The sequence below is a fragment of the Lysinibacillus sp. GW821-FHT14F06 genome, assembly GCF_058803665.1.
Genome location: NZ_JBXAPF010000024.1, coordinates 11,516 through 37,491 on the forward strand (window position 1 = coordinate 11,516; position 25,976 = coordinate 37,491).

Consider the following 25,976-nt stretch of genomic DNA (forward strand, 5'->3'; position numbering starts at 1 on the left):
ACTATATGTGAGAGAAAATTGTTGCCCTTGATTGAAAATATCAATGTTCAATCTTAACTGACAGAGAAATGTTCTTTAGTACAATAATCACGCCATTTGGAAATAATGAAGCAGCAGCGTCAGGAACACTTGTTATCTTTGCAGATAAACAAGATTCTAACTAGTTAGTAAGCTACTATAAAAAGCTCCATTTTCAACAGGAAAAAAGGGATTAATTCTTGATAGTTATTTATTATAGTTTTTTTCTATCATTATCATAGAAATCATGTGATAGACGAATGGTTGAGTTCTTTTTACAATGAAGATAAGAAACTCATGCAGAAGAATACAATGTAAAGTGAGTTTTGATTTGCAATAATGTTATGCATTTTAACCCGCAAAATTTACAAAGTATAAAAGTAATACAAAACTATTACGAGGTGATTGTTAATGCAAAAAGATTTAAGCCAATTCATTAGAAGTAAAGCATTTTTGGACAAAGTTGTTTCAGTTGAGGAAGCAGCTTCTTGGATTGAAGACGGAATGAACCTTGGGATGAGTGGATTTACACTATTTGGTGAGCCAAAAGAATTTCCACTTGCACTTTCTAAGCGTGGTAAGCAAGATAACTTTAAAGTCAACTTATATACTGGTGCTTCATTAGGACCAACTGCTGACCAATCAATGGCTGAGGCAGAAATCATTAACTTACGTGTTCCCTACCAAGGAAACTCTGTAATGCGTGGGAAAATCAACAAAAGTGAAATATACTACATTGACCAGCATTTATCACATACAGCGGAAGAAGTAAGAAAAGGAACATTAGGAAAAATTGATTATGCCATTATCGAAGCAGCTGGAATTACTGAAGAAGGTTATATTATTCCAACCGGCTCTGTAGGAAATTCACCAATTTTTGTAGAACAAGCTGAAAACGTTATCATTGAAATCAACACTACGGCACCTAAAGCATACGAAGGCCTTCATGATATCTTTGTACAGAAAGAGCAAGGTGAGCGTAGCGAAATTCCAATTTACAAAGTTTCAGATCGAATTGGAGAAATTGGCATCAAAGTTGATCCTGAAAAAGTAAAAGGAATTGTTTTATCAGAGCAACCTGATGTTCCTTCACCATTATTCGAGCCAAACGAAGAAACACAGCAAATTGCCAATCACTTATTAAACTTTTTAGCAGGTGAAGTAGCAGCAGGAAAATTGCCAGAATCATTAGCTCCATTACAATCTGGGGTAGGGTCTGTTGCGAATGCCGTTTTAAATGGTATGAAAAATTCTCAATTTAAAGATCTAGAAGTGTTTTCTGAAGTATTACAAGATGGTGTCTTTGATTTAATTGACGCTGGTATCGTTAAATTTGCAGCTGGTACTGCATTCTCACTTTCGAAAAAGCGTGTGGATTCATTAGCAGCAGATTTAGAGAAATACAAAGATAAAATTATGTTTAGACCTCAGGAAATTTCGAACAATCCAGAAATTATTCGTCGTTTAGGCGTGATCTCTTTTAACACTGCAATAGAAGTAGATATTTACGGAAACGTCAATTCAACACACATTAACGGTACAAAAATTATGAATGGTATTGGTGGATCTGGGGACTTTGCTAGGAATGCTAGAATTACTATCTTTGTAACGTCTTCACTAGCAAAAGATGGAGCGATTTCAACGATTGTGCCTTTCGTATCGCATATTGACCATACAGAGCATGATGTGGATGTGATTGTGACAGAACAGGGATATGCTGATCTTCGTGGACTTCCACCAGTAAAGAGAGCGGAAAAGCTTATCGAAATCGCACACCCTAAGTATAGACCGCAATTACGTGCTTACTTTGAAGAAGCGAAAGAGAAAGTTGGCGGCCAAACACCACATATTCTACAAAAAGCTTTCTCTTTCCATACAAACCTAATAGAAAAAGGAACTATGTTAATGGAAGAGAAAGAAGTAACAAATTAATGTAGGGGACTACAAAGTGCTACTAAATGTAGCGTGTAGCACTTACTATATTTTCTTCATGGTCTAGATGAATATATTTTAAAGTGTTATTTAACTATTATTATCAGTGAAATGAATAAACAAAAGAATAACTAACAAGATAATTAATAGGGAAAAGAGGATTAAAAATGGATGTAAGATACCCAATTGGCAAACTACAAGTTCCTGAAAAAGTAACATTTGAAAATATACATGAATGGCTAAAGAAAATCGAAACTTACACGACTCGATTAAGAGAAACAGTGGGCTCATTAAATGAAGAGGAATTAAGCAGTACTTATCGTGAGGGTGGCTGGACAGTTCGTCAACTTGTTCATCACATTGCAGATTCCCAGTTAAACATGTATCAACGTTTGAAGCTAGCTTTAACAGATGAGAATCCAATAGTACCAGCTTTTGATGAAGAAAAGTGGGCGATTCAATCAGATACAATGCTTCCTGTAGAACCCTCAATTAAAATGTTAGAAGGTATAAATGAGCGTATCGTTTTTTTAGGAAATAATTTAACTGAAGTTCAATTAGATCGAATCTTTACTCACCAGACAAACGGTAAAATAACAGTTGCAACAAAAATGGCAAAGCTAGCTTGGCACGAAGAGCATCACTTAGCCCACATACAAATCGCATTATCGCAATAATACAATTTTTATGGTAGTGACCTAGGTTCGATTGTTTATAAAGAAAAGGGCTCTATTTTTAAATAATGTTAGATTTTCAGGTTAACCCCGTCCTAAATTTGGAGGGGGTTATACTTATTTGAACTTTTAAATTAAACAACTTTAATGTCACTCTCCCAAAATTTTAAAGACCCCTTCAAATGGTTAAACGAGTCTGAGTAGCATTTTTAACGTGTAGCTTCGTTTGGTCCAAGAAACCGGTAAATTCTCCTTTTTGAACATGAAGTTCGACTCTATAAAGAGAACAAAGTGACAAATTCATTTTATTGTTGCAAATACAACAAAGTGGGTATATATTAAGCTAATACTAATAAGGTTCTTTGGTCTACTTAGTTCTATATTACGCTATATTAATTAAATTTAATTCGTTAAGGAGAATCAAACAAGATGATGAATTGGCACGTAAAAGAATTTAATCAATTAACTACAAAAGAATTATATGAAATATTAAAAGTAAGAGCAGAAGTATTTGTAGTCGAGCAGCAATGTATATTCCAAGATTTAGATTCAAAAGATGAAGTATCCTATCATCTGTTTATTGAAGATAATTCTGAAATAGTAGCATATTTAAGAATTTTACCTCCAAATATTTCATACTCAGAAGCAGCGATTGGCAGAGTTCTCACTAAAGCAGAACATCGAAAGAAAGGCATTTCTAGGAAATTGGTTCAAAATGCTATAAACTTTGTGACAGATAGTTTGGGAGAACAAACTATTAGAATTTCTGCACAGGCCTATTTGTTGAAATTTTACAATGATTTAGGATTTGAGTCAGTGTCAGAAGTATACTTGGAGGATGGTATAGAGCACATTGAAATGTTGTATAAGAAAATGTAGATATTCACTGTATAAACAAAAGTTTTAAACTATTTATCTCATTCATTTTGATAGATGATTATTGCATTTTCTAGTCTAAAAATCAACTTTATTATTTCTAAAGATTTGTAATTATAAATCGCTTTAGCAAGGCTACATCCGTGTGGGAAAGCAAGCTTGACTTTCATTGTCACTTTGCCAATCACAACACCAATTTGATTCATGTTGACCATTCGAATTATTTAAACATTTTCATATTCCCCATCTTAAGGCGTCATATGCAGACTTTCTTGCATGTGGCGCCTTAACATTTTTTGTTTGTTCATATTCCGTTCATATTATCGTCATAGAGAATATATCTTCGTCCAATAAGCTATCCTTAATGCTCATATATGATGTCTAATAAATAGATAGAAAAAGGAGAAGATGAGAGTGAAACTAAAAGAAGAGGTAATGAAAATGAGGATGGGTAAACCACTCATCTTTATGCTTAAAGCAATAGGAGTTATAGCTATTGCAACAGTACTTTTTCTGGCCATTGTTTTTATTGTTAATATTGTCTGTAACAAATTCGAGCAAGGAAAAATAGATATTTATGGTCAGCCTGTAACTGTAGACGGGAAGGATATGAATGTCTTCATTCAAGGAGAAGGCGAAGAAACCATCGTGCTTTTACCTGGTTATGGAACAGCAGCACCAGCACTTGATTTTAAACCACTAGTAGATGAATTATCTCCATTTTACAAAGTTGTTGTAATTGAGCCTTTTGGTTATGGATTAAGTGATCTAACTGAAAAGGAACGAAGCACAGCGAATATTGTCAGTGAAATACATGAAGCTTTACAACGTCTTCATATTGAACGGTATATTCTAATGGGCCATTCCATTTCAGGTCTTTATGGACTAGATTATGTGAACAAATATCCAAACGAAGTGAGTGCATTTGTCGGGCTAGATAGCAGTGTTCCAACGATAAGTGAGAAAAAAATTGATTCTTCCATAATAAGAACTATAAAACTACTTAAAAAATCGGGTTTAGCAAGATTGCAGGTGAAGCTAGGTGATGACCCATACGCGGTACTTCCCTATGATGATAAAACAAAAGAACAAATGAGAATTCTTAAGCACAAAAACATGTATAATCCTAGCCAGTTAAATGAAGCTGAAATTATGTATGAAAATTTTAGAGCAGCTGAAAATTTATCATTCCCAAAAAATCTTCCCGTTATATTCTTTATACAAGAGAATCACCCAGTAACTGACAGATGGATACCAGAGCATCAAAAACAAATAAAAGATTCTGAACATGGGAAAGTGATGACATTTGAAGGAGATCATTATTTATATCGTACCAAAGCAAAAGAAATTGTAGAAAATTTCAGGGCGTATATGGATGAAATAAAATAATACATTTTATAAGAAGCACTTTACATATACTCAATATTATGTTAAATTACTCGATAATAAATTTGACTGGGGAGGTGCAAGCATTGTTAACTGTTTTTAGAATTCTTTTTGGTAAAAATGTAAAACTTGGAAATGGTTTAGCGGACAAAGGGAGTAGTCTGTCCTTTTTTATGCTATACAACCATATAAAAATAGTTATCGGAGCTTTGCCTCTATGCCAAGTAAATTACAAAGTAATGACTTAGTGTCCTTATGTATTTGAGCATATTTTTTGTATGAAGTTTGGCACCGATAATTCTATTGGTGCCTTTTTTGTGTTTATTTTTAACTTAAGGGATAGACAACTCCTTTCTATTTACTCCTATAAAACTAGAGAGTCATAAGGAAGGATGAGCATGATGCAATTAAAACAAAGCAATAAGTATATAAGATTAAACGATTTCTTAAAGGAACATAATTACCCTAATTTTAGAATGAAACAAATATTGAATGCCATTTTTAAAGAAAGAATAGATAAGTTCAATGAAATGAATGTGCTTCCTAAATCGTTGAGAGAGAAATTAGTTAAAGAATTTGGAGAGTCTATTTTAGATGTTACTCCTTTAAAGGAACAACATTCTGAGCAAGTTTCAAAAATCTTATTTGGAATTGCAGGAGACGAAAAAATAGAAACGGTAAATATGAAATATAAAGCTGGTTGGGAGTCATTTTGTATATCCTCGCAGTGCGGTTGTAATTTTGGTTGTAAATTTTGTGCAACTGGAGATATAGGTTTAAAACGCAACTTAACATCAGATGAAATTACTGACCAAATTTTGTATTTTCACTTAAAGGGACATTCAATTGATAGTATTTCTTTTATGGGAATGGGAGAAGCATTAGCTAATGTACAAGTTTATGATGCTTTAAATGTACTGACAAATTCTGAGTTGTTTGCCTTAAGTCCTCGTAGAATATCGATATCGACTATAGGCATTATTCCGGGTATTGAAAAAATGACCCAAAATTATCCGCAGATCAATCTAACGTTTTCATTACATTCTCCTTATAATGAACAGCGGAGCAAGCTAATGCCAATTAATGAACGCTACCCATTATTGGATGTAATGGATACATTAGATGAGCATATACGTATGACCTCAAGAAAAGTTTACATTGCTTATATTATATTACCAGGAGTAAATGATTCTATTGATCATGCAAAAGAAGTAGTAAAACTTTTAAGAGGTAGATATAAGAGAGGGAACCTATTCCATGTAAACATCATTAGGTTTAACCCAACTGTTAGTTCACCTATGAGGTTTGAAGAAGTAAATGAGAATCATGTTCTAAACTTCTATAAAGAATTAAAGTCAGCAGGAATTAACGTTACCATTAGAAGTCAATTTGGTATTGATATAGATGCTGCTTGCGGGCAGTTATATGGAAACTATCAAAAAAACAATAATTAATAAATAAAAGTGAAAGTAATGTTTAGAACGTGGGAAGTATCCTAAGAGATTGCCTCTCTCACACTAAAGGGATATGTGGGACTTTCCATTATTACAACATCATGTCTGTTTATTATTTATTTTTCTATAGTTCTAAAGCATACTTCAAATCAACTAGTTTGTGATTACAAAATTCTGAATGCCTAAAGAAGGTATTTCCTTTGCTGCACATCTTTGAGAAGGGGATGTTAGTCGTGTGCATTGCATTTGAGTTATCCACGACATAGTTCAATATTGACTACACAAAATAATTGATAATTTATTCAAATAAAACGGATTTGGACGATAGGCAGTTTCCAAATCCGTTACTTTTTTATTTATTAATGTTCCAAGTTTTAAAATGCTTATGTATCATGTTTTAATGTAATAAACCCTTCAAAAACATTTGACAGTTAAACATAACCATTATCAAATCCCGTTTTAGTTTCGAAAATGATTAAGTGCTAATAGGGTTGCCGAATTATATTCAGTAGGCAAATCGTCCTCAAAATAAATAGCCTCTACTGGACAAACTAATTCACAAGCACCGCAATCAATGCAAATATCAGGATTAATTACATATTGGGTATCTGTCATAACAATGCAATTTACAGGACAAACATCCAAACAGACAGCTGCTTTTTCATCCCTACATAATTCTGTAATTACAAAAGCCATTATAAATCCTCCTATCTAGATAGTTGTTGTCTTAATTCTTCAGGTGACTGTTTCCAGTACTCTTCATTAAATCCAGATAAAAACTGATAAAGTAGTTGTTTCGAATTTATATCTACATGATTCAAGATAAATTTCCCTTTAAGTGCCTTGTCTAAATAATTTACTTGTTCTGGCAATGATTTATAGCCAAGTTTAATTCGGCGTTCTTCTTTTGATACGCGTACTTCACTTGCTGTACATCCCGCATAAAAAGGTCCATTTTGAGCAATTTGAATAGCTACCCAAACAATCCAATAACGATTATAATTGTCACTAGCATGAGCTAAATCAGGGGAAAAGCGAACTTTTTTTTCAATTATACTTCGCCCATGTAAGGCTTCTAAGTCAATAAATACGTGGTTGTTTTCACAATCTATAATAATAGGTGTTACATTATTTAAATCAAGGGTACCTACTCCATAACCTCCATCTCCATCAGTTGAATCGTTACTTAAAATAGTAAAATGCATTTTTTTTTTCATAGAAATCACCTTCAGACAATTTGTATTTCTAGATTAATATAAGATTGAAATTGTAAGCTCCCAGCATTTTATTTGTTTTGAATAAACCTATACTCTGAATCCTCTAATACTTTTTAATTAATTATTATAAATAAAATATACAACTTATTTTCATTTCTTGTCTTCAGGCTTACGTCTGAAATTTTTTGGAATGGTAAGGTTACTATAATAAAGTAATTTGAACTTTAATTTTGAAAAACGCTAATCATAGTATAGATAGTGTTATGAGAAGCAGATATAAGTTATTGAAGGATAATAATTCCTTTTGTCGAATTTTGTTATAGACGAAAGGAGAAATAAAAGTGCAAGTTACAAAGTATTTTCATGGACTACCGAAGGAAAGTCAAAATATTATTTATTCATATGGAAATGAAAGGATATTGGGTGAAAGTATTAAAATAATACAAAACAATATAAAACGTTCTATTATATTTGATCTTAATGGGAAAGATATTATTTTAAAAAAATTGTTATCTAAAGGAAAAGGCGACAATGATATTCATGCATTATTAGATCTAAATGATAGCCCTTATTTTCCAACGATTTTCGCATATAAGACCAGAGATTTTTTATTTATAGAAAAAGCAAAGGGAAGGCCCTTACCAGAGATTTTAAAAAAGGGTATTTGTCTTACAGAATTAAAAATAATTCTTGGTCATTTGGTTAAAGCAAAAAGAGCTATGATGGATGTAAATAGATATGACTATGATTTTAAACTTGAACATATCTTTTGGGATAAAGAAAATAAGAAAGTTACATGGATCGATTTAGGAATTTGTATGAAAACACCTAAAAAATACTCAGAAGAGGAAAAGGAAAAAAGGATTCAACTATGTATTACAAAAATAAAAATCAATTTTTTAATTAATGGTTATGACTTATTTTAAATTTGGGTATACATATTTTAGGGATTTTAGGAAGCGGGGAAAAGCACAACTGGGTAGCAGTCAATGCACGAAGGAAATTTCTCTAACTGGTTAATGCGAGTTTGAAAATTTCCAAATAGAACTGTTACTTAACTATAGCTACGAATGTATTTCCAAGAATGATGTGTTTACAAGAAGGTTATGCTCCCCTTTAAAGACAGATGCTATAGTCTTTTTTCTAAGGGGAGTTTTTAATTGCAAAGCTATGCCCTAATTTTCATCTTTTATTTTCCAATCGTTGTATATGATATCCTGAAGAACATTTTTCAGTTGTATAAATTGCTGCTCTGAGATATTTGATTGCCTCATTACTTGACGAGACACTTCAGGGAGCTTACGACGAACATTACTTCCTTCCTGTGTTAAATAAATTTGCATTTGTCGTTCGTCATTCCTGGAACGCTCACGGCAAATGTAACCCTTTGCCTCTAACTTTTTTAGTAACGGTGTTAATGTACCTGAATCTAAAAATAAACGTTGTCCCAACTCTTTCACAGTTATTTGTTCGTTTTCTTCTAAAGCTAGTAAGGTGATATAACCTGTATAAGTTAGATCATAGGGCTTCAATAATATTGTGTAATGTCGAATGATTTCTTTTGATGTAGCATACAAAAGAAAGCACAGTTGATTATCTAAATGATTAGGCATAAAAATCCCCTCTTAAAGTTCTTCTACTACCATTTATATTAAAAATAAAGTTTCTACTTGTCAAACGCAATTAAATTGTGTACAATTCAATTTGTAAAAATTAGATTGTTTGCAATTTAAAATACTAAAATAGATTAGAGGTTTTCGATGATGAAAGAATTATATTCAACTACGATGATTAATAATGGTGGGCGTAGTGGCACATCATATGCAGAGGATCAATCGCTATCTTTAAAAATTGCACCACCTGGCTCAAAATTAGACAATGTTACAAACCCAGAACAATTATTTGCTGCTGGTTATAGTGCCTGCTTTAATAGTGCATTAGATTTAATTAAACGCCAGAAAAAACTTAAAAATTCATCAACGATTAAAGCAACAGTTAAATTAATGGAACAAGCTGCTTTTGATTATGTGCTTGCTGTTGTTATCGAAGGACATATTGAAGGATTAGCCTTGGAAGAAGCACAGGAATTATTAGAGTTAACGCATACTGTTTGTCCATATTCAAAAGCAACAATGGGAAATATTAATGTAACAATTAAAGCAGTTTAAATTTTTTTTCGAAAAAGAGGGAGATTACATGTCATCAACTACACCAGTAAAACAGATTATGCAGGAGCGTAAATCGGTTCGTAAATACAACGCTAAAACTAAAATATCTCGTGAAACAATAGGACAGCTACTACAAGATGCTACTTCAGCTCCTTCTTCGAGTAATATGCAACCATGGCGATTTATCGTCATTGATGATAAGGAAATTCAAAAGAATATTAATTTCTTTTCATTCAATCAAGAGCAAATAGAAACAGCCTCTGCCATTATTGCTGTCATTGGAGATATTGAAATGTATGTAAATGCTGAGGAGATCTATGCAAAAAATGTGGAGCTAGGCTATATGCCAGAAGAAATTGCCAATAAGCTAGCACAAGACGCATTAGCAATGTATGGTTCTGCTTCATCAAAAACATTAGAAAACATAGTACATTTTGATGCTGGCTTAGTGTCTATGCAAATCATGTTATTGGCAAAAGAAATGGGGTATGATACAGTTCCGATGGGTGGGTTTGATAAAACTAAGTTTGCTGAGTACATGGAATTACCTGCAAATGAAATTCCTATATTGTTATTAGCAATTGGTGAAGCAGCAGCCCCAGCTTATGGTTCTTCTCGTCTTCCCATTGATCGCATTGTAAGATTCAATAAATAAATTTTTAGGCAATGTCCCAAATACATTTGCGGACATTGCTTTTTTAAACTTTTTTAGGAGTGATTAAGATGTCTTCATTAACTTTTATTTTAAGCTTAGTCGTAGCAGTTGAACATCTTTATATTATGTATTTAGAAGCGTTTGTAACTACATCAAAAAGAACAGCAAAAACATTTAATATGTCTGAGAATACATTAGAGAATCATAATGTCCAAGTTCTGTTCAAAAATCAAGGCGTTTATAATGGATTTATTGCCACCGCCTTATTGTATGGTTTATTTTTCTCTCATCAAAGAAATGAAATTGTCGCCATTTTTTTAATCTTTGTTATAATTGTCGCAATTTATGGAAGCTTAACTAGTTCAAAGTCGATTATATTAAAACAAGGTGGTCCAGCAATTTTAGCAATCATAACTTTGTTTTTCTAATAGGTAATGAGTTTTTAAGACCGAATTATTAATCAACAAAACAAAATAATTGACCGAATATTTCTGCTCTTGAATGACTATTGACATTTATCCAAATAAATCGTTGCGTTTTTTCCATTGTTTCCGCTTTTTATACCAACTATAATAATGCTGTAAATGATAATCATTTTCAATTAAAGGTGAAAAGGAAAGAGGTAATAAATGTGAAGAAGCTTCTACGAAAGCAATTTATACTATGGGGAGGGAGTTTCCTCCTGTTGTTGTTGATATTATCTGCATGCAATTCTAATGGCAACGCATCTGATGCGCAGGAAAAGGAAACCGAGAAAACAGCTCAATCTGATGTGCAAGTAGAGGAAAGTGAGACAACAGTTCAATATACAACGATTACAGGTGAACAGGTTAAAATACCTGCAGATCCAAAACGAGTGGTTTATATTGGTCAGACGACTGGTGATTTCTTGGCGATGGATATTCCCCTTGTTGGTAATAATCTTCCTCAAGATCCTGCTAGTTACTATGGAGATAAACTTGAAGGGATCGTTGATATTGGAAATCCTGCTAGCTTAGAGACGATTCTGACTTTAAAACCTGATCTGATTATTAATGGTTATTACAAGTCGGATCCAAATCTTAACGAAGAATTGTCAAAAATCGCAACTACTATTCCCTTTAACCCAGCTCTCCCTTATACAGAACGTGTAAAAGAGATGGGGAATATCTTAGGTAAACAGGAAGAAGTAGATAAAATAATTGCTAAGTTTGAAACACAGTCTAAAGAAATGTTTGATAAGCTTCAATTAGCAGAAGGGGAGACCGCAACAGTATTCTACCAGTTAGGTAAAATACTTTATGTTATGGGCGATCGTAATTTTGGTGCCATTATATATGGAGAAAACGGTTTTGCCGTTCCACCAGCTGTACAGAAGAATATTATTGATGTAGAAGGGGTATCTTTCCTTGAAGTTTCCGAAGAGGTGCTTCCAGAGTTTGCTGGTGATCATTTGTTTGTAATTGTACAAGAGGATGATGAAAGTGAAGCAGAAGCTGACCGACTGCTACAAAGCCCGATATGGGGAACTTTGCCTGCAGTCAAAAAGGGAAATGTTTATGTTGTTCCTAATGAATGGAATACAGATAATTTGTTAGCTTTGGAGCAATTGTTTGAAAAGCTGCCACAATGGATGCACAAACAGTAAGAAATTGTATCTGCCCATTCAGATCTTTAAACCGCTAGTTTTCTAAAATAACACATACTCGAACTATTAAAGCTGAACTATAGTGGAAAGCAGGTCATTATATGTTAAAATAATGATAATGAGAATCATTTTCGATAGTTGGAGAGTTGCTTATGAATCTAGCACCCCTGTATATTAGGCTACAACACTATGATAGGTTTCAAGTTGACCAGATAATGCCAGAGAGTAGTCATGTTGAGGGAATAAATAACAATGAAACAAATTTATGCACATTATTGATAGCACTCAGTCATGGCATACGGCTGTATGTAGACAAAATTGCAATCGATCTACGACAAGGAAGCTGCATTCTAGTTTTACCTGTACAAAGCTGCATTGTACAATCAGATAACAAAGAGGCACAGCTTGCACGCTTTATCTTTGAAACCTTTGAAGTAGAAGGAATGACTTTGAATCCAGTCGCTCATCCACCATTGATTTGTGGTTATCCGTATAGTCTGTTATTTTCTCAAGTCAAGCAAGTATTAGGAAATGAAGCATGGATAAGTAATCGATTTTGTTCCTCTTTATCCACATCAGAAATGGCTTTGATGCAAGGTAGACTTCAGCTTTTTCTAGGGTTGATGGCTCAGGTAGATGAGCAAGTTTCCCCGTTGCAGAACAAAGAAAAGATAGATTTGGTTCAACAAACTGTACAGTATATGGAACAGCACTATGAAGAGGACTTAACAGTAGAACAACTAGCTAACATGGCTGGAATGGTCAGATGGAAATATAGTCAAAAGTTTAAAACATTGACTGGCAAAAAGCCAACTGATTACTTGGTCCATTTACGTATAAACCAGGCAAAAGAACTTCTGTGTAATTCTACCGAGCCATTGAGCAAAATAGCTCGACAAATTGGATTTAAGGATGAATACTATTTCAGCCGGTGTTTTCATAAATTAACTGGAAACACTCCGCGTGAATACACGAATATCTATCTTCATACCCAACAAAGAACAGTTATAGATTCAATTGGTAGAAAGGTTTTTGTTCCTAAAGATGCAACACGTATTGTGACAGATGGCAAATATACACTTGGGGAATTACTAGTTTTAGGCATATCTCCTATAGGAGCGGCCATCTCTAACATGAAAGATAACGTGATTTATCGCAATAAGCTGCGAAATATTCATAGTATCGGGTATTGGGCAGATCCGGATAAAATAGCACAGTTGCAGCCTGAATTCATATTGCTTAGCTATTATCCACAAGATTTGCAGGAACTAGATGCGCTTGCTCCAACTGTTGTACTGGACAAGAAGTTTAGTTTATTTGAACGGTTACGGTATATCGCTAAGCTATTTGAACGTAGTAAAGTAGCAGAGAAGTGGATTACTACATATGAGGACAAAGTAAGATTGGTACGTAGGCAATTAGCAGATGCTTATGTTGCTGGAGAGACAGCTACTGTTTATCTCAAGTTAGGTGCAAAACTTTATATTATGGGCCAGAACGGATTGGCTGCTACCCTATATGAATCGCTTGGCTTTCGTCCCACTCCCAAAGTGATGCACCTAATCGAGCAAGAACAAGCATGGATAGAAATTCAGCAGCATCAAATAAATCACTATGCTGGAGATCGCAATTTCATTTTGACTTCTCGCTCAGAATTGCAAACAGTTGCTCACTGTCCTCAGATTGCATCTATAACCGAGTTAACACCTAGAAAGATTCATTATATGGATGCTATATGGAATTATGATGATCCCATTACACGTGGACGATTGTTAGAGGTGCTGCCGTATATTTTAAAGAAGAGCACTATTAATTGATCAGGGAGTTAAAAAAGGTATACACAAACAAATTTAATTTATATTCTGTTTCCTAATAATTATTAACACAACTTTCGCAGTTTAAAAATTCAAACAAATTCTTGATTTAACTTGTAAATCCGTAAATATTCTTCCATTCTCAGTAGAAAAGTACTTCACTAGTTTAATAAATTTTAAATGCAATAACCACCTATCAAATGATGCGATAGGTGGTTATTGCATTTAAATGGTTTAACTTATTGAAACTCTCGAAAATTTGGTTCCTCAGGATAGTATAGCTCTTTTCGTAAGCAGACATCCCGATGTGTGAGGGTTTCGCCTTTAAAACGTAGCCAAATTTCGTCATCTGCCATGACACCATGAGTTTTACGCACGATGCCCCAACGATTATAGGCTTGCATTTCCAGTGAAGCCAGTAATTCTTTGGCATTGACCCGAGTAGGGGGGAAAGTTCGCCATTTTAGCCAACGTTCTAGTTCTTCTAAGGAAATATGCCCCTCCATAGTCGGTGAAAATTGTTTGTTAAAATCATCAATATAGTTAATGACATAAGGTGTGCCACCATTAGCCGGTTTTAACTCAACATGTGCAATAATGTCATCCATCCACAGCACGTCAAACGACATGTAATCAATCATTTACCTTCACTCCCTTCCATGAATAAATGTTTCAATGTGGGATCACGCAACTGTGAAAGTAATACGTCCTTTGAACGGCCAAAATCATACAGTGATTGTTCGATTGCAGCCATTAACTTATCTTTATCGATAAATGGTGGTCCCTTGTATAGGGCAAGTTGCCTTGCAAAAGATGAATTCAGTGGTTTTGCCTTCACTTTTCGCTTTAAAATCGTTAATGGTTTGCTAGGAGGATAGTCATTTTCATCAGATAACAGGCTAAGTCCGTTATCGAAAATAGGTGCTAGCTCCCACGTTTTTTCTTTTGGATCATATAAAAATAAAATGTTATTCGTATGCCGGTCTTCATTTAAAATGAGGGCATCGAAAGCGAAGAGCTGGGCAATCTGTTGGCGTACATCAAGACCTGTAAACTGCTCGACCTGCCCCATTAATTGCTCGAATTTTTCTGTAGTAGAAAGTGTGTTGTTATTTGTAATCGGGTCAGTCGAGCTGAAATTTGCTTCAAACAGACGCTCAAGTGTCACTTCCTGTTTTGTACCACGAAAGTCTGGTGAATAGCAGCCATCAAATTGCTCATCGTTAGTTAACTGAATAGTACATGGCTGATAGACGACATAGTTTGAGTGATCAAGTGTTGAGCATTCAAGCACGAGTGAAGCGAGTACTTCTGCTTGTCCTTCATATCCGCGTGCATTTTGTTTGACCCACTTGTTGCCAATACGCCATTTCGATTGATCGCCTTTACTAGAAGTACTAATAATACGTTCAGCATCAATAGGAATATGAATTATTTTCATGTCATCACGTCCCTTTTAGTATGAGTTTCTTCTATTATATAGTGTCATCATCATTTAACGCACGAAAAGTTATCCGTCCAGCTTTGAAAATTATAAGGTAAGTAATAATTAGAAGACTGTTATTCTAAGATATAGAATCCAGTCTTCTTTTTATGTTGAAAATGTTCGAATTGTATTGCGTTCTGATTATAGTATGCTCGTAATGAAAGTATAGAAACAATATTTACTGGTAGTATAGGGCAGTACAGAAAGTTGTTAGTGACAAGAAGTTAAAAAATAGTTAAATTGGAGTAAGTGAAGGAATATAGTAAGGGTAGTAAAAATTATACATTAGAAAACCTCGCACTAAAAGAGCTAGGGCTTAAAGCAATTATAACGAAATTTATTGAAAGGTAAAAAAATAGGTAAATAATTTTGATAGCACATAAATTTACGAAATCAAAAAAATTACTGATAATTATAAGTTTTATTGTTAGCTTATTATCATTGCGCTTTGGATGGTTTCTTTATTTTAATGCTCCTACGAATCAAACGGCAGAAAAAGGAATTGTTGATTTACGTCATGTTACGTTAAAGGAAGATAAAGTTATTTTTTTAAATGGTGAATGGCTATTTTATCCTTCAAAGTTTATTATTGACGATTCTGGTGTGAATAACGAACAACAGTATATACAAGTTCCTGGGAATTGGAGAGAGAAAATGGAGTCGTTAGAGGGATCAGCAATAGGTTATGGCTCCTACAGGCTTAAAATTTTGCTTCCCAATCAGGAAGAAACTATTTATGGAATTAAATTAGAAGGATTCGGGTCGTTTGCAAGTATTTATGTGAACGGAAAATTGGTGAATAGTGAAAACCTTGCTAACAAATCCCCAATAGAGAAAATTAAAAAACAGGGACCCATGACGGCTATATTTTCCTCTAAAGCAAAAGAAATTGACTTAATTATTCAAGTATCCAATTATGATAGTTTTAATTCGGGAGGTTTAAAAGATTCGGTTCATTTTGGGCTCCAATCTGCAATTACTAAAGGAGCTACCTTTTCAGAATCATTGCAATTGCTAGTTAGTGTAATTTTTTTTCTACACGGTTTCTATGCGCTGTCCATTTTCTCCCTTGGAAGAGGGCAATATGAAAAGGAATTATTCTATTTTAGTTTTTTACTCATTCTTAATGGATTTATTATTTTAATAGACGATAATGTTCTGTTAGATCTCCCTATAAAGAATGCACTCTACATTAAATTACTGATAGTACTATTAATCGGACTACTGCTCTTAACATTAAAATTTATTAATGAACTCTATAAAATTAAGTCTTCAGTATCAAATGTATTATATGTATTATTCATCCCCATATCTCTGACGCTATTGACAACATCAGCTTTGCACTACACACCTATGAAATTGATTGTAATTATTTACGGAATTTTTATTGCCACTCAGCTTATCGTGCCTACTATTTCAGCTATTGTAAAAGGAAATATTGATGGGATTTTTATACTCTTTTATTTAATTTGCTTCATATCAAATGGTATTTGGGGAACTGCCATTAAAATTCTTGTAGTGAATATACCCTATTATCCATTTGATTATTTCATTTCTATAATTGTTATTGCTCTTCTACTGATTAGACGACATATAAATGTGATTCGATTAAATAATGAACAGTATGAAAAACTAGTAAGGTTGGATGTTCAGAAAGATATATTTCTTGCGAATACTTCCCACGAACTTCGTAATCCATTACACGGTATACTAAACATTACACAAACGCTTCTTGAAAGTGAATCATCGCAATTAACAAAAAAAAGTAAAGAAAATCTGGAGTTGCTATTACAAATTGGCAATCGAATGGCATTTACTTTGAATGATTTATTAGATATCAATCAATTAGAAGAAGGACAGATTCAGCTAAATCAAAAAACATTAAATATATATAGTGTTACATCTGGGGTTATTGATATGATTCAATTTATAAAAAATACAAAAAAGGTGGAGATTATCTCAGAGATTTCAGCATTATTCCCCCCAGTTTATGCGGATGAGAGCAGGCTTGTTCAAATTGTTTTTAATTTACTTCATAATGCTGTCAAATTCACGCATGAGGGAAGTATTACGATTAATGCCATTCATGATGATAGGGTAGCAACGATATTTATCAGTGATACTGGCATAGGGATGAGTGAGAATGAAATCGAACGCATTTTCCTTCGTTATGAGCGTTTTGAAAAGACTACTACAACGGGAATCGGACTTGGTTTAAATATAGCCAAACAGTTAATTGAACTCCATGGGGGCACAATTACAGTACGATCAGTAGAAGACAAGGGGACAACCTTGTCTTTCACGTTACCACTAGCAATCAATACAAATGTATCTATAGAAAAGGAAGTTTCAGCAACAGATGTGGATTCATTAACTAAAAATTCTCTTGATACCACAGAGAAACAATTAACTGATGATGAGCAAAGGGTAATGCTAAGCAGTAACATACTTATTGTTGATGACGATCCGATTAACTTAAAGGTTATTAGTAGTATTTTGGGAGGACTATATAATATTCACACGGTCACAAGTGGAGTAGAAGCGCTGAAAATGATTGAAATTGGGAATTGGGATATTATCATTTCCGATGTTATGATGCCAAAAATGTCAGGCTATGAATTATGTAAGGAAATTCGCAAGCGTTTTACAATTGTAGAGCTTCCCGTCTTGCTGCTGACTGCTAGAACCCAACCAATAGATGTTTACACAGGATTTCTTGCAGGGGCAAACGATTATGTTTCAAAGCCTACAAATGCCCTTGAACTAAAAGCACGTGTTCAATCGCTGCTTGCACAAAATCAAGCAATTAAAGAGCAATTACGTTTAGAAGCGGCATATTTACAAGCTCAAATAAAGCCACATTTTCTTTTTAACACGTTAAATACAATCTCTTCTTTAGGTGAATTAAATCCTTCCAGAATGACAGATTTATTGATTGAATTCGGTAATTATTTACAAAAAAGTTTTAGTACAGACAACATAAAAAACTTAATTCCCATAGAAGAAGAACTTGACCTTGTACATTCCTACCTATTTATCGAAAGTGAAAGATTTGGCGATCGACTTGAAGTTTCTTGGGATTTAGATGAGCTTAAGGGGATTCTCATACCACCTCTTTCAATTCAAACAATCGTAGAAAATGCGCTAAATCATGGCATTCTCAAAAAAACAGAAGGTGGAATCGTTGTCATTTCAGTAAAAAACTACGAGAACTATCATGTTGTTTCTATAGAGGATAATGGGGTTGGTATGACAGATAGTCAAGTTGAGACAATTCTTTTAAGGACAAACAAGCATGAACACGGTATCGGCATATCCAATACAAACCATCGTCTTAAACGAATTTTCGGAGGAGGTATTCAGATTGAAAGCCAACTAGATAAAGGCACAATCGTTTCATTTTGCATTCCTAAACAGTTACCAGATCTTTTACAGCAATCAATTGATGATTGATAGGTTTGTTTGATAAATAAAAGGTCTTCATGGTCATTAGAGTAAAAATCTCTCTACTTAGCCTGACAAGTCTATCGAGCAGAGTGTACTGATAGTGGTAGGGCTGGATTCTAAAATTAAAGAATGGGATGGATTATGAAAGAAACTACCCTTCACATATTTGAATATACAGGTCTTTTTGCAATATTTATTAGCTTATTTGTTAATATTCTTATTAGTATTATAGGCGTATTACCGAGTGTTTTTATTACAGCAGCTAACCTTACGTTTTTTGGGCTTTATCATGGGTTAATTGTTTCAATTATTGGTGAGGGATTAGGTGCATTAATTAGCTTTATTTTATATAGAAAGGGTCTGAAAAAATGGAGATTAAAGGATTTCCAACACCCAATAATGTTGAAGCTAAAGTATCTTGAAGGATATAAGGCTTTTTGGATTATTTTAAGTTTGAGAATTCTCCCTTTTATGCCATCTGGTGCTATAACACTAGGAAGTGCTTATTCAAAAGTCTCCCTTACTTTATTTGCAATGGCTAGTACTTTAGGGAAAATACCTTCACTTATTATAGAAGCTGGTGCAGTCTTTGGTTTTATGCAAGTCAATCTAAAATGGAAAATTGTCATTTTAGCAGTCTTCGTTCTTATATTGATGTGGATTGGGAGAGTTAGAAGAAAAGAGACAGCAAATAGAAATACTTAGTATTCTTTCAATTGAGGTTTATCATAAGATGAATGTTTATTTTAATATCCACAGATTCTCCATATTTTTTTGTTACAGTTCCATTGTAATGAAAATAAAGGGGGAAACATAATGAATTCTAAAATTTTGATTACTTCATTACTACTTGGAACGGTTATCATTGGAGGATGCAGTGCAGGTAATTCAGGAGCTAATGAAGGCAATACCATGGATCATTCCAATATGGGTCATAAAGAAATGTCGAACATGGAGGGGATGGATCATTCCAACATGACTCAGGAGGAAATGGAAGATATGGAAAACGGCCATGCGAATCATACAAATCCATTATCATTAAATAATTCCACTGGGGAAAATGAAATAGCGCTGCCTCCATTCATAGAACCCAAGGATGGAATCGTTCATATTACTGCACAGCAAGGAACGACGGAAATCTTTAAAGGCATTGAAACTGAAACATATGGATATAATGGATCTTTCTTAGGACCAATTATCCATTTGAAAGAAGGAGAAACTGTAACATTTAGAACTAAAAATGATTTATCCGAACAAACAACATTCCATTGGCATGGCGTAGAGATTCCAGGCGAAGGCGATGGAGGTCCACATCAAATACTTGAACCAGGTGCATTAAAAGATGTGAAATTTACAGTAAGTCAGGAAGCAGCAACATTATGGTTTCATCCACATCCAGAGGGTGCAACAGCTGAACAGGTGTACAAGGGTTTAGCTGGTTTAATCTATATTGAAGATGAGCATTCCAAAAAACTTGAATTACCAAAAGAATACGGAGAAAATGATTTTCCTTTAATATTTCAAGATAGACAATTTACTGAAAAAAAACAATTTGACTACCAATCAGTGCTTAGTGAAGATGGTACAATTGGAGACGCATTGTTAATAAATGGTACACTAAATCCAAAACTTACAGTAGGTAAAGAAAAAGTGAGACTTCGTTTATTGAACGGATCGAATGCACGGAATTATACATTTAAATTAAATACGGGAGATAAGTTCCAACAAATAGCGACTGATGGTGGTTTTTTAAATAAACCAATTTCTATGAATGAAATTTCATTAACACCAGGTGAGAGAGCAGAAATTATTGTTGACTTTTCAAAATTTGATTCTAAAAGTAAAATCGCTTTAGTAAATAAAGAAGATAGAATTTTATTACCATTTACAGTTGATGAACAAAAGAAGAATGTAAGTGAAATCCCAAAAAATTTAAATGATTATATGGTTACAGATGCTGAGAGAAACTTACCAGTAACGAAAAAACTTGAACTTTTCGGAATGGGAAAAATGGTAACAATAAATGATAAAAAATTTGATATGAACCGTATTGATTTCACTCAAAGACAAGGTGATACTGAAATATGGGAATTACACAATAAACCAGATATGATGGGTGGCATGATACATCCTTTCCACATCCATGGTACGCAATTTAAAATAGTTTCAATGGATGGAAAAGAACCTCCTGCAAACCTAAAGGGCTGGAAGGACACAGTTTCAATCGAAGCTGGTCAAACAGTTAAATTAGCAGTAAAGTTTAATGATAAAGGAATTTACATGTTCCACTGTCATGTTCTTGAACATGAAGAAAATGGAATGATGGGGCAAGTTGAAGTAAATTAACTATAGAATTGTTTTAGAAGCCACAAATAAATGGAGTGACCCCTGTACTTACTTTGATTGTTTTAGCCTCTACAGTTGGTATTCGGGTTTCAGAAATTGTTATATTTAGTGGATTTTTTAATGAAAAAGTCTATAAATAATGATGTTTTACCATCATTCAGGATTCCTGATTGTATTTTTATTATTCATTCACTGAAGGCTCAGGTTTACATTTATTTTAAGCCTGGGCTTAATTCTATGTAATAATAGAACCGTATTAAAAGGAGCAATAAAAAATGAGATTATGGCATGTGGATTTATTAAAGTATCTACCAAAAGGACAACTACTTTCACAGTGGAGAGAATTAAATAGTATATTTGCCAAAGAGGATAAACATATATTAATTAATTATATATATGAGTATTCTAAAAACGATTTGTATATTTATACAGAAAAAGTAATTGAAGAAATGAAAAATCGTGGTTATCAAATTAGATCATTTGAAAAAATGAATAAATACTTCGGAAATTTAGAGTCAGTTAAGCATGTTAAACCTTTTAAAAATCATCATGACACTGAATATCTTCAAATTTGTTATTACAATCTGAAGGAAAAATTTATACGGGGTCAGAAAGATTTTGAAGAAGAGATGTATAATAATTTATATAGGTACGTAAAAGACATACTTCAGAACAGTATCGATGGTTTTAACTAGATTTCTCTTCACAAGTTATACTAGTAGTGTGTTGTTTTTAAGCATTTATGAACAACAGTGCTTGAGCATGTGCTAAAGAAACCACTGTAAGATTATCTAATACTTGTAGTTTGTTATAATGTGTCCTGATAATCTCAAATTTGGCCAAAACCTTAAAAATCAAATTAGAGTATTTGTATTTTTATAACCCTAATTTTGCAAGATTAATTGAGTTTATATAAAAAATACTTAAAAACTTCCGATATTCACATTATATTATGAATAAATAAAGTAATAGCGAGTATGAGGAGGTGTTGACAAATGGGAATGATCGGTTACTACATTGCTTTGCCAGAAGAAGAAATCCAGCAGCTTGCGAGCGGAACTAAAATGCTAGAGGACATGGACCCCTATAACAGGGAAAATCTTGATATTGATAAATCATGGCAGGCGCTTTATTACTTACTCTGCGAAGATATTTGTGATGGCGAGCCACCTCTTGGTTATGTCGTTCCAATGGATCAGGCTAACTATTTGGAATTTGGAGATATTGGTGCCTTTTATTTAACTCACCGACAAATTTGTGAAGCCTATCAAGCCATTGAAGCGATGACACAAGATGAGCTTCTAGCTAAATACAACTATAATAAGATGCTTGAGGAGAACATCTATCCTCTCTACGGCGACGGTGAAGAGAAAGATGGAGAAGCAGAACAGTTTTTTGACTATCTATACAGTTATTTTATGGACATTCGCAAGTTCTTTGCTGAAACCATATCTGAAGGCAAAGGACTAGTATTCTGTATTTCATAATACCTATGCATACTACAAAGTCTGGCACACGAATAACGTAGCACCTGCCAGACTTTTGCCTAATAGAGAATTAACTTAGTATTTCGTTTACCTGAATTTGTAACTATATACGAATCTATTGAACTTTGTCATTGACCTGTAAATCCTTCATTTATTCGCTTTTACCTCGAAAACGGACGTTTGCTATCTATTCCAATACTGCGTTTTACATAAAATCACTTCTTGTTTGGTGAAATTTCACATCTATTAAAGTTTCATATTGAATATCTTTTTCAGCTTTTCAAGTTAGATAAATTTAAAAAATCAATTCTGTTATTCATTCATCCATCCCTTCCTTAAACATTTATTTATGACAATTGAATTTATCCTTAAACTCATAAATTGAAATAGACATAGGGCATTCCTTACATTACATTTAGTATGGTTTAGTTTGTTTGCGACCATTTTGGGAAGGTGCCTGTTTTTAATTGTTATAGACCGTTGAAACTAAAGGAATTAAATTTATGAAATTATCTCAAGTGTTTAAAACTCCAAAAAACTTGCCCAATAATCCATTGATAGCTAGTTATGCACATTTTATAATTGAGAATGATTATTATTATTGATAAAATTTAAAGGAGAAAAAAATGAAAAAGATAAAGTATATCACGCTAGTGACAAGTTTTATTGCAATATTCCTCTTATTTGCAGCTTGTTCTAGTAATGAAGCTAAACAATCAGCAACACAAAATCCGGAAACAAAAACGTTTAAACATGAGTCAGGTGAAACAGAAGTGCCAGTTAATCCTGAGCGGGTTGCTTCTGATCAGTATATGGGACAATTATTGAAGTTAGGAATAAAGCCAATGGGTGTACGTGATAATATGTTAACAGAGACGTGGATTGACCTAGCAAACTTAGAGGAAGGAACACTTGATGGTATTGAAAGCTTAGGAGGATTTCCTCTTAATTTAGAAGCACTTACTTCTATAAATCCAGATCTCATTATTAGTTCACTTCCAGACAATGTAGAATCTTATAGTAAAATAGCTCCGACAGTTCATATTGCATATGCTTCACCAAATTATTCGTCCCCAATGGATAAGTTTCTGAAACTTGCTGAGCTGTTTGATAAAACAGAGCAAGCCCAACAGTGGATTGACCAGTTTGAACGAGATGTTGCTAAAGTGCAAGAGCAGATTCTTCAATCTGGAAAAATAAAAGAAGGGGAGACTGTTTCTGTGATGGCGGTTTTCGATAAAAATGTCTATGCTTTTGGACCTAAAGGGGCATATGGTGGAAGTATGATTTACGACTACCTAAAACTACAGCCAACACCCCAAGCTGAAGAACTGCGTGGACAGGCGATTAACAGTGCAGAGCTTTCACTTGAAATGGTTCCAGAATATATGGGCGACCATGCATTTATTACGGTCATCGATGAAGCTAAAGGAAAAGAATTAATGGAAAGTAGTTTTTGGAAAACTATACCTGCTATAGCAAACAATCAAGTTTATTTTTATGAGTCACCTATTTTTGCCATGGATGACCCTTATTCAATGGAGGCGCAGTTAAAAATTATTCAAGATTTATTAATGCCAATAGAAAAATAATAACATAGTAAGTATAGACTTTTAACCGTTCTTTGCCTAGCTGCGAAGTACGGTTTTAGTCATTTTTTCAAAGCAGGGTTATGGAAAAAAGGAGGAAGATCTATGCAAAAGATTATTCCAAGCAGTATAGCTTTTCATTTGTTATCTTTGGAGCGGCTAGAGAATGAAAAAGTAAAGCAATTGCCAATGAAGAATTTTGGCCTTATAGCTGTCGTTCAGGGAAGTTTAGTCAGTGAATTTCAAAATCAAAAATTGACAATAACAGCAGGTGAAGTAGTTGTATTTACGCCAACTACCCAAGTTGTTCATGTAGAAAATTGTACGTATTATTTTATAAATTATCAAGTTTTTCAGCTGAATGAAAAAGGGGTGTCGGATCCTTTCTTTCACCTTACTAGTAAAGAGCATATGCCCACTAAAGTGAAAATACCGATTCGCTCGCTCACAAGAGGCTTGGAACAAATGTATCGTCATGCGTGGAGTAAGGATGTTTTCCAGCAGTGTACAAATCATCTTTATTTTCAAGAATGGATGATGCTTATTCTTACAGAACAAATGAAACAAACGAATCAAGAACATAATAGTGTCCAAGCCGTGGAACAAATAATAGCTTACATAGAAGCCTTTTATCATGAAGAGCTTACAGTAGAGCAGCTTGCGATAAAAGCTGGGATGAGTAGGCGACAATTTACCCATGTATTTCAAAAAATTACAAGTCACTGTGTTACTCAATATATAACAAATATTAGAATTGAAGAGGCAAAAAAGCTATTAGTCAAAAATGAAACACTCGCTTCCATCGCAAAAGCAGTTGGCTATCAAGATGAATATTATTTTAGTCGCCGTTTTAAACAAGTAGTTGGAAAATCTCCCCGACAATATACAAAGCTTCAAAAAGGTGCAGTTAAGGCTATCAAACTTCCAGTAATGCCACAGCGAATAGTGGCAGACCAATATATGGGGCACTTATTATGTTTAGGTATTACTCCGATTGGTGCCAGAACAGGTATGTTGAAACAAGATTTTATCGCTCCATTACAGTCAACATCATCACATTTACATCAAACAGTAGATTTAGGAAATGATTTTTCTACAAGTTCAAGTCGAATTATGCAACTACAACCAGATTTAATTATTACGCAAAATGAAGCTCATTATAAAACGCTTAAGTCAATAGCGCCAACAGTTGTAATTCCATATCGTCACACACCACCACTTACAAAGTTGCGTTTAATTGGTGAAGCGGTTGGAAAAGTGAAGCAAGCAGAGCAATGGATTGAAAAATATGAATATCGCATTGAACGTATACGGTCACAAATTATTAGCCAGTTAGGGACAAGCTTATCCGTTACAAACTTATTGTTCCTTGCTAATAAGTTGTATGTCCTAGGCCCATATGCTGGCTATGGTAGTTATAGCTTGTATCAAGCCTTACAACTTCAGTCACCTGCTAAACAGCGTAAAGAAATGAATGAGTTGTCTTTAAGTGCGGAAATTCCTATTTCTAATCTACCAGAATATGTCGGTGATTATATCTTTTTATCTGCCTATGGTAAGATCTCGATGCTGACTGAAAATGAAGCTTGGAAAGGATTAAATACTGTACAAAAAGGGAATGTTTCTTTTTGTAATCCTTATCGTTTTGCATTTGAGGACCCATATTCTTTAGATGATCAACTGATGACGATTCAGCGCACTTTACTAATGTAAATGGAATGAGAAAGGTCTCCTAGAATTTTTGATTAAGCAAAGGGCAATATCATACAAGAACGTGATCTCAGTTTTTGCTATACTGAG

Annotated in this window: 23 protein-coding genes; 18 read left to right on the plus strand and 5 right to left on the minus strand. The window is 33.8% G+C overall.

The genetic code is table 11. The features are described 5' to 3' along the window. Positions 1-429: 429 nt before the first annotated feature. From scpC to AC1RNS_RS18625, 5 genes are all read left to right on the plus strand, one after another. Positions 430-1,950, plus strand: coding sequence for a succinyl-CoA:acetate CoA-transferase ScpC (scpC, locus tag AC1RNS_RS18605; protein WP_492994820.1), 1,521 nt, complete (start codon positions 430-432; stop codon positions 1,948-1,950). Positions 1,951-2,117: 167 nt separating this feature from the next. Then, a complete protein-coding gene (locus AC1RNS_RS18610) occupies positions 2,118-2,627 on the plus strand; it encodes a YfiT family bacillithiol transferase (protein ID WP_492994822.1) in 510 nt (169 codons plus the stop codon). 426 nt (positions 2,628-3,053) lie between these two features. Beyond that, positions 3,054-3,503 (plus strand): GNAT family N-acetyltransferase, encoded by a 450-nt coding sequence (locus AC1RNS_RS18615; protein ID WP_492994823.1) that lies wholly within the window; start codon positions 3,054-3,056, stop codon positions 3,501-3,503. A gap of 432 nt (positions 3,504-3,935) precedes the next feature. After that, positions 3,936-4,889 carry an alpha/beta fold hydrolase gene (locus AC1RNS_RS18620; RefSeq protein ID WP_492994882.1) on the plus strand — a complete coding sequence of 318 codons (954 nt, stop codon included), beginning with the start codon at positions 3,936-3,938 and terminating at the stop codon, positions 4,887-4,889. A gap of 398 nt (positions 4,890-5,287) precedes the next feature. Beyond that, positions 5,288-6,340, plus strand: coding sequence for a Cfr family 23S rRNA (adenine(2503)-C(8))-methyltransferase (locus AC1RNS_RS18625; protein WP_492994884.1), 1,053 nt, complete (start codon positions 5,288-5,290; stop codon positions 6,338-6,340). 459 nt (positions 6,341-6,799) lie between these two features. On the opposite strand, the gene AC1RNS_RS18630 is transcribed toward AC1RNS_RS18625, so the two are convergent. Together AC1RNS_RS18630 and AC1RNS_RS18635 are read right to left on the minus strand one after the other, a co-directional pair. Beyond that, positions 6,800-7,036 (minus strand): DUF362 domain-containing protein, encoded by a 237-nt coding sequence (locus tag AC1RNS_RS18630; protein ID WP_492994825.1) that lies wholly within the window; start codon positions 7,034-7,036, stop codon positions 6,800-6,802. An 11-nt stretch (positions 7,037-7,047) separates the two neighbouring features. Next, complete coding sequence (locus AC1RNS_RS18635; RefSeq protein ID WP_492994826.1) at positions 7,048-7,557, minus strand: YwhD family protein; 510 nt, start codon at positions 7,555-7,557, stop codon at positions 7,048-7,050. 341 nt (positions 7,558-7,898) lie between these two features. Here AC1RNS_RS18635 and AC1RNS_RS18640 point away from each other — a divergent pair, with 341 nt between their 5' ends. After that, positions 7,899-8,483 carry a hypothetical protein gene (locus AC1RNS_RS18640; protein ID WP_492994827.1) on the plus strand — a complete coding sequence of 195 codons (585 nt, stop codon included), beginning with the start codon at positions 7,899-7,901 and terminating at the stop codon, positions 8,481-8,483. Between the two features lie 249 nt (positions 8,484-8,732). On the opposite strand, the gene AC1RNS_RS18645 is transcribed toward AC1RNS_RS18640, so the two are convergent. Next, positions 8,733-9,170, minus strand: a complete 438-nt coding sequence (locus tag AC1RNS_RS18645; RefSeq protein WP_492994828.1) for a MarR family winged helix-turn-helix transcriptional regulator — start codon at positions 9,168-9,170, stop codon at positions 8,733-8,735. A gap of 150 nt (positions 9,171-9,320) precedes the next feature. Here AC1RNS_RS18645 and AC1RNS_RS18650 point away from each other — a divergent pair, with 150 nt between their 5' ends. The 5 genes from AC1RNS_RS18650 to AC1RNS_RS18670 all read left to right on the plus strand — a co-directional run bounded on the left by AC1RNS_RS18650 (position 9,321) and on the right by AC1RNS_RS18670 (position 13,824). After that, entirely contained in the window at positions 9,321-9,725 is a 405-nt protein-coding gene (locus tag AC1RNS_RS18650; protein ID WP_492994886.1) for an Ohr family peroxiredoxin, read from the plus strand. Between the two features lie 28 nt (positions 9,726-9,753). After that, positions 9,754-10,380, plus strand: a complete 627-nt coding sequence (locus AC1RNS_RS18655; protein WP_492994830.1) for a nitroreductase family protein — start codon at positions 9,754-9,756, stop codon at positions 10,378-10,380. 68 nt (positions 10,381-10,448) lie between these two features. Continuing rightward, positions 10,449-10,808, plus strand: a complete 360-nt coding sequence (locus tag AC1RNS_RS18660; protein ID WP_492994832.1) for a DUF1304 domain-containing protein — start codon at positions 10,449-10,451, stop codon at positions 10,806-10,808. A 257-nt stretch (positions 10,809-11,065) separates the two neighbouring features. After that, positions 11,066-12,007, plus strand: coding sequence for an ABC transporter substrate-binding protein (locus tag AC1RNS_RS18665; protein WP_492994834.1), 942 nt, complete (start codon positions 11,066-11,068; stop codon positions 12,005-12,007). A gap of 152 nt (positions 12,008-12,159) precedes the next feature. Then, positions 12,160-13,824: an AraC family transcriptional regulator gene (locus AC1RNS_RS18670; protein WP_492994835.1), complete on the plus strand. Its 1,665-nt coding sequence runs from the start codon at positions 12,160-12,162 to the stop codon at positions 13,822-13,824. A gap of 236 nt (positions 13,825-14,060) precedes the next feature. On the opposite strand, the gene AC1RNS_RS18675 is transcribed toward AC1RNS_RS18670, so the two are convergent. Both AC1RNS_RS18675 and AC1RNS_RS18680 read right to left on the minus strand, forming a co-directional pair. After that, positions 14,061-14,462 (minus strand): hypothetical protein, encoded by a 402-nt coding sequence (locus tag AC1RNS_RS18675; protein WP_492994837.1) that lies wholly within the window; start codon positions 14,460-14,462, stop codon positions 14,061-14,063. After that, the gene (locus AC1RNS_RS18680) at positions 14,459-15,262 is read right to left on the minus strand and encodes a hypothetical protein (RefSeq protein WP_492994839.1); all 804 of its coding nucleotides are present in this window, start codon (positions 15,260-15,262) and stop codon (positions 14,459-14,461) included. Before AC1RNS_RS18680 ends, AC1RNS_RS18675 begins: the two co-directional genes overlap by 4 nt. A 414-nt stretch (positions 15,263-15,676) precedes the next feature. On the opposite strand from AC1RNS_RS18680, the gene AC1RNS_RS18685 reads away from it, so the two are divergent. The 7 genes from AC1RNS_RS18685 to AC1RNS_RS18715 all read left to right on the plus strand — a co-directional run bounded on the left by AC1RNS_RS18685 (position 15,677) and on the right by AC1RNS_RS18715 (position 25,889). Further along, complete coding sequence (locus tag AC1RNS_RS18685; RefSeq protein ID WP_492994841.1) at positions 15,677-18,760, plus strand: ATP-binding protein; 3,084 nt, start codon at positions 15,677-15,679, stop codon at positions 18,758-18,760. 135 nt (positions 18,761-18,895) lie between these two features. Further along, the gene (locus tag AC1RNS_RS18690; protein WP_492994842.1) at positions 18,896-19,459 is read left to right on the plus strand and encodes a TVP38/TMEM64 family protein; all 564 of its coding nucleotides are present in this window, start codon (positions 18,896-18,898) and stop codon (positions 19,457-19,459) included. A gap of 111 nt (positions 19,460-19,570) precedes the next feature. Beyond that, positions 19,571-21,100, plus strand: a complete 1,530-nt coding sequence (locus tag AC1RNS_RS18695) for a multicopper oxidase family protein (protein WP_492994844.1) — start codon at positions 19,571-19,573, stop codon at positions 21,098-21,100. Between the two features lie 275 nt (positions 21,101-21,375). Beyond that, positions 21,376-21,795 carry a pyrimidine dimer DNA glycosylase/endonuclease V gene (locus AC1RNS_RS18700; protein ID WP_492994845.1) on the plus strand — a complete coding sequence of 140 codons (420 nt, stop codon included), beginning with the start codon at positions 21,376-21,378 and terminating at the stop codon, positions 21,793-21,795. A 300-nt stretch (positions 21,796-22,095) separates the two neighbouring features. Next, the gene (locus tag AC1RNS_RS18705) at positions 22,096-22,587 is read left to right on the plus strand and encodes a YfbM family protein (protein WP_492994846.1); all 492 of its coding nucleotides are present in this window, start codon (positions 22,096-22,098) and stop codon (positions 22,585-22,587) included. Positions 22,588-23,213: 626 nt separating this feature from the next. Beyond that, positions 23,214-24,179, plus strand: coding sequence for an ABC transporter substrate-binding protein (locus AC1RNS_RS18710; protein WP_492994847.1), 966 nt, complete (start codon positions 23,214-23,216; stop codon positions 24,177-24,179). Positions 24,180-24,281: 102 nt separating this feature from the next. Then, positions 24,282-25,889: a helix-turn-helix domain-containing protein gene (locus tag AC1RNS_RS18715; RefSeq protein WP_492994849.1), complete on the plus strand. Its 1,608-nt coding sequence runs from the start codon at positions 24,282-24,284 to the stop codon at positions 25,887-25,889. The last annotated feature ends 87 nt before the right edge of the window (positions 25,890-25,976 follow it).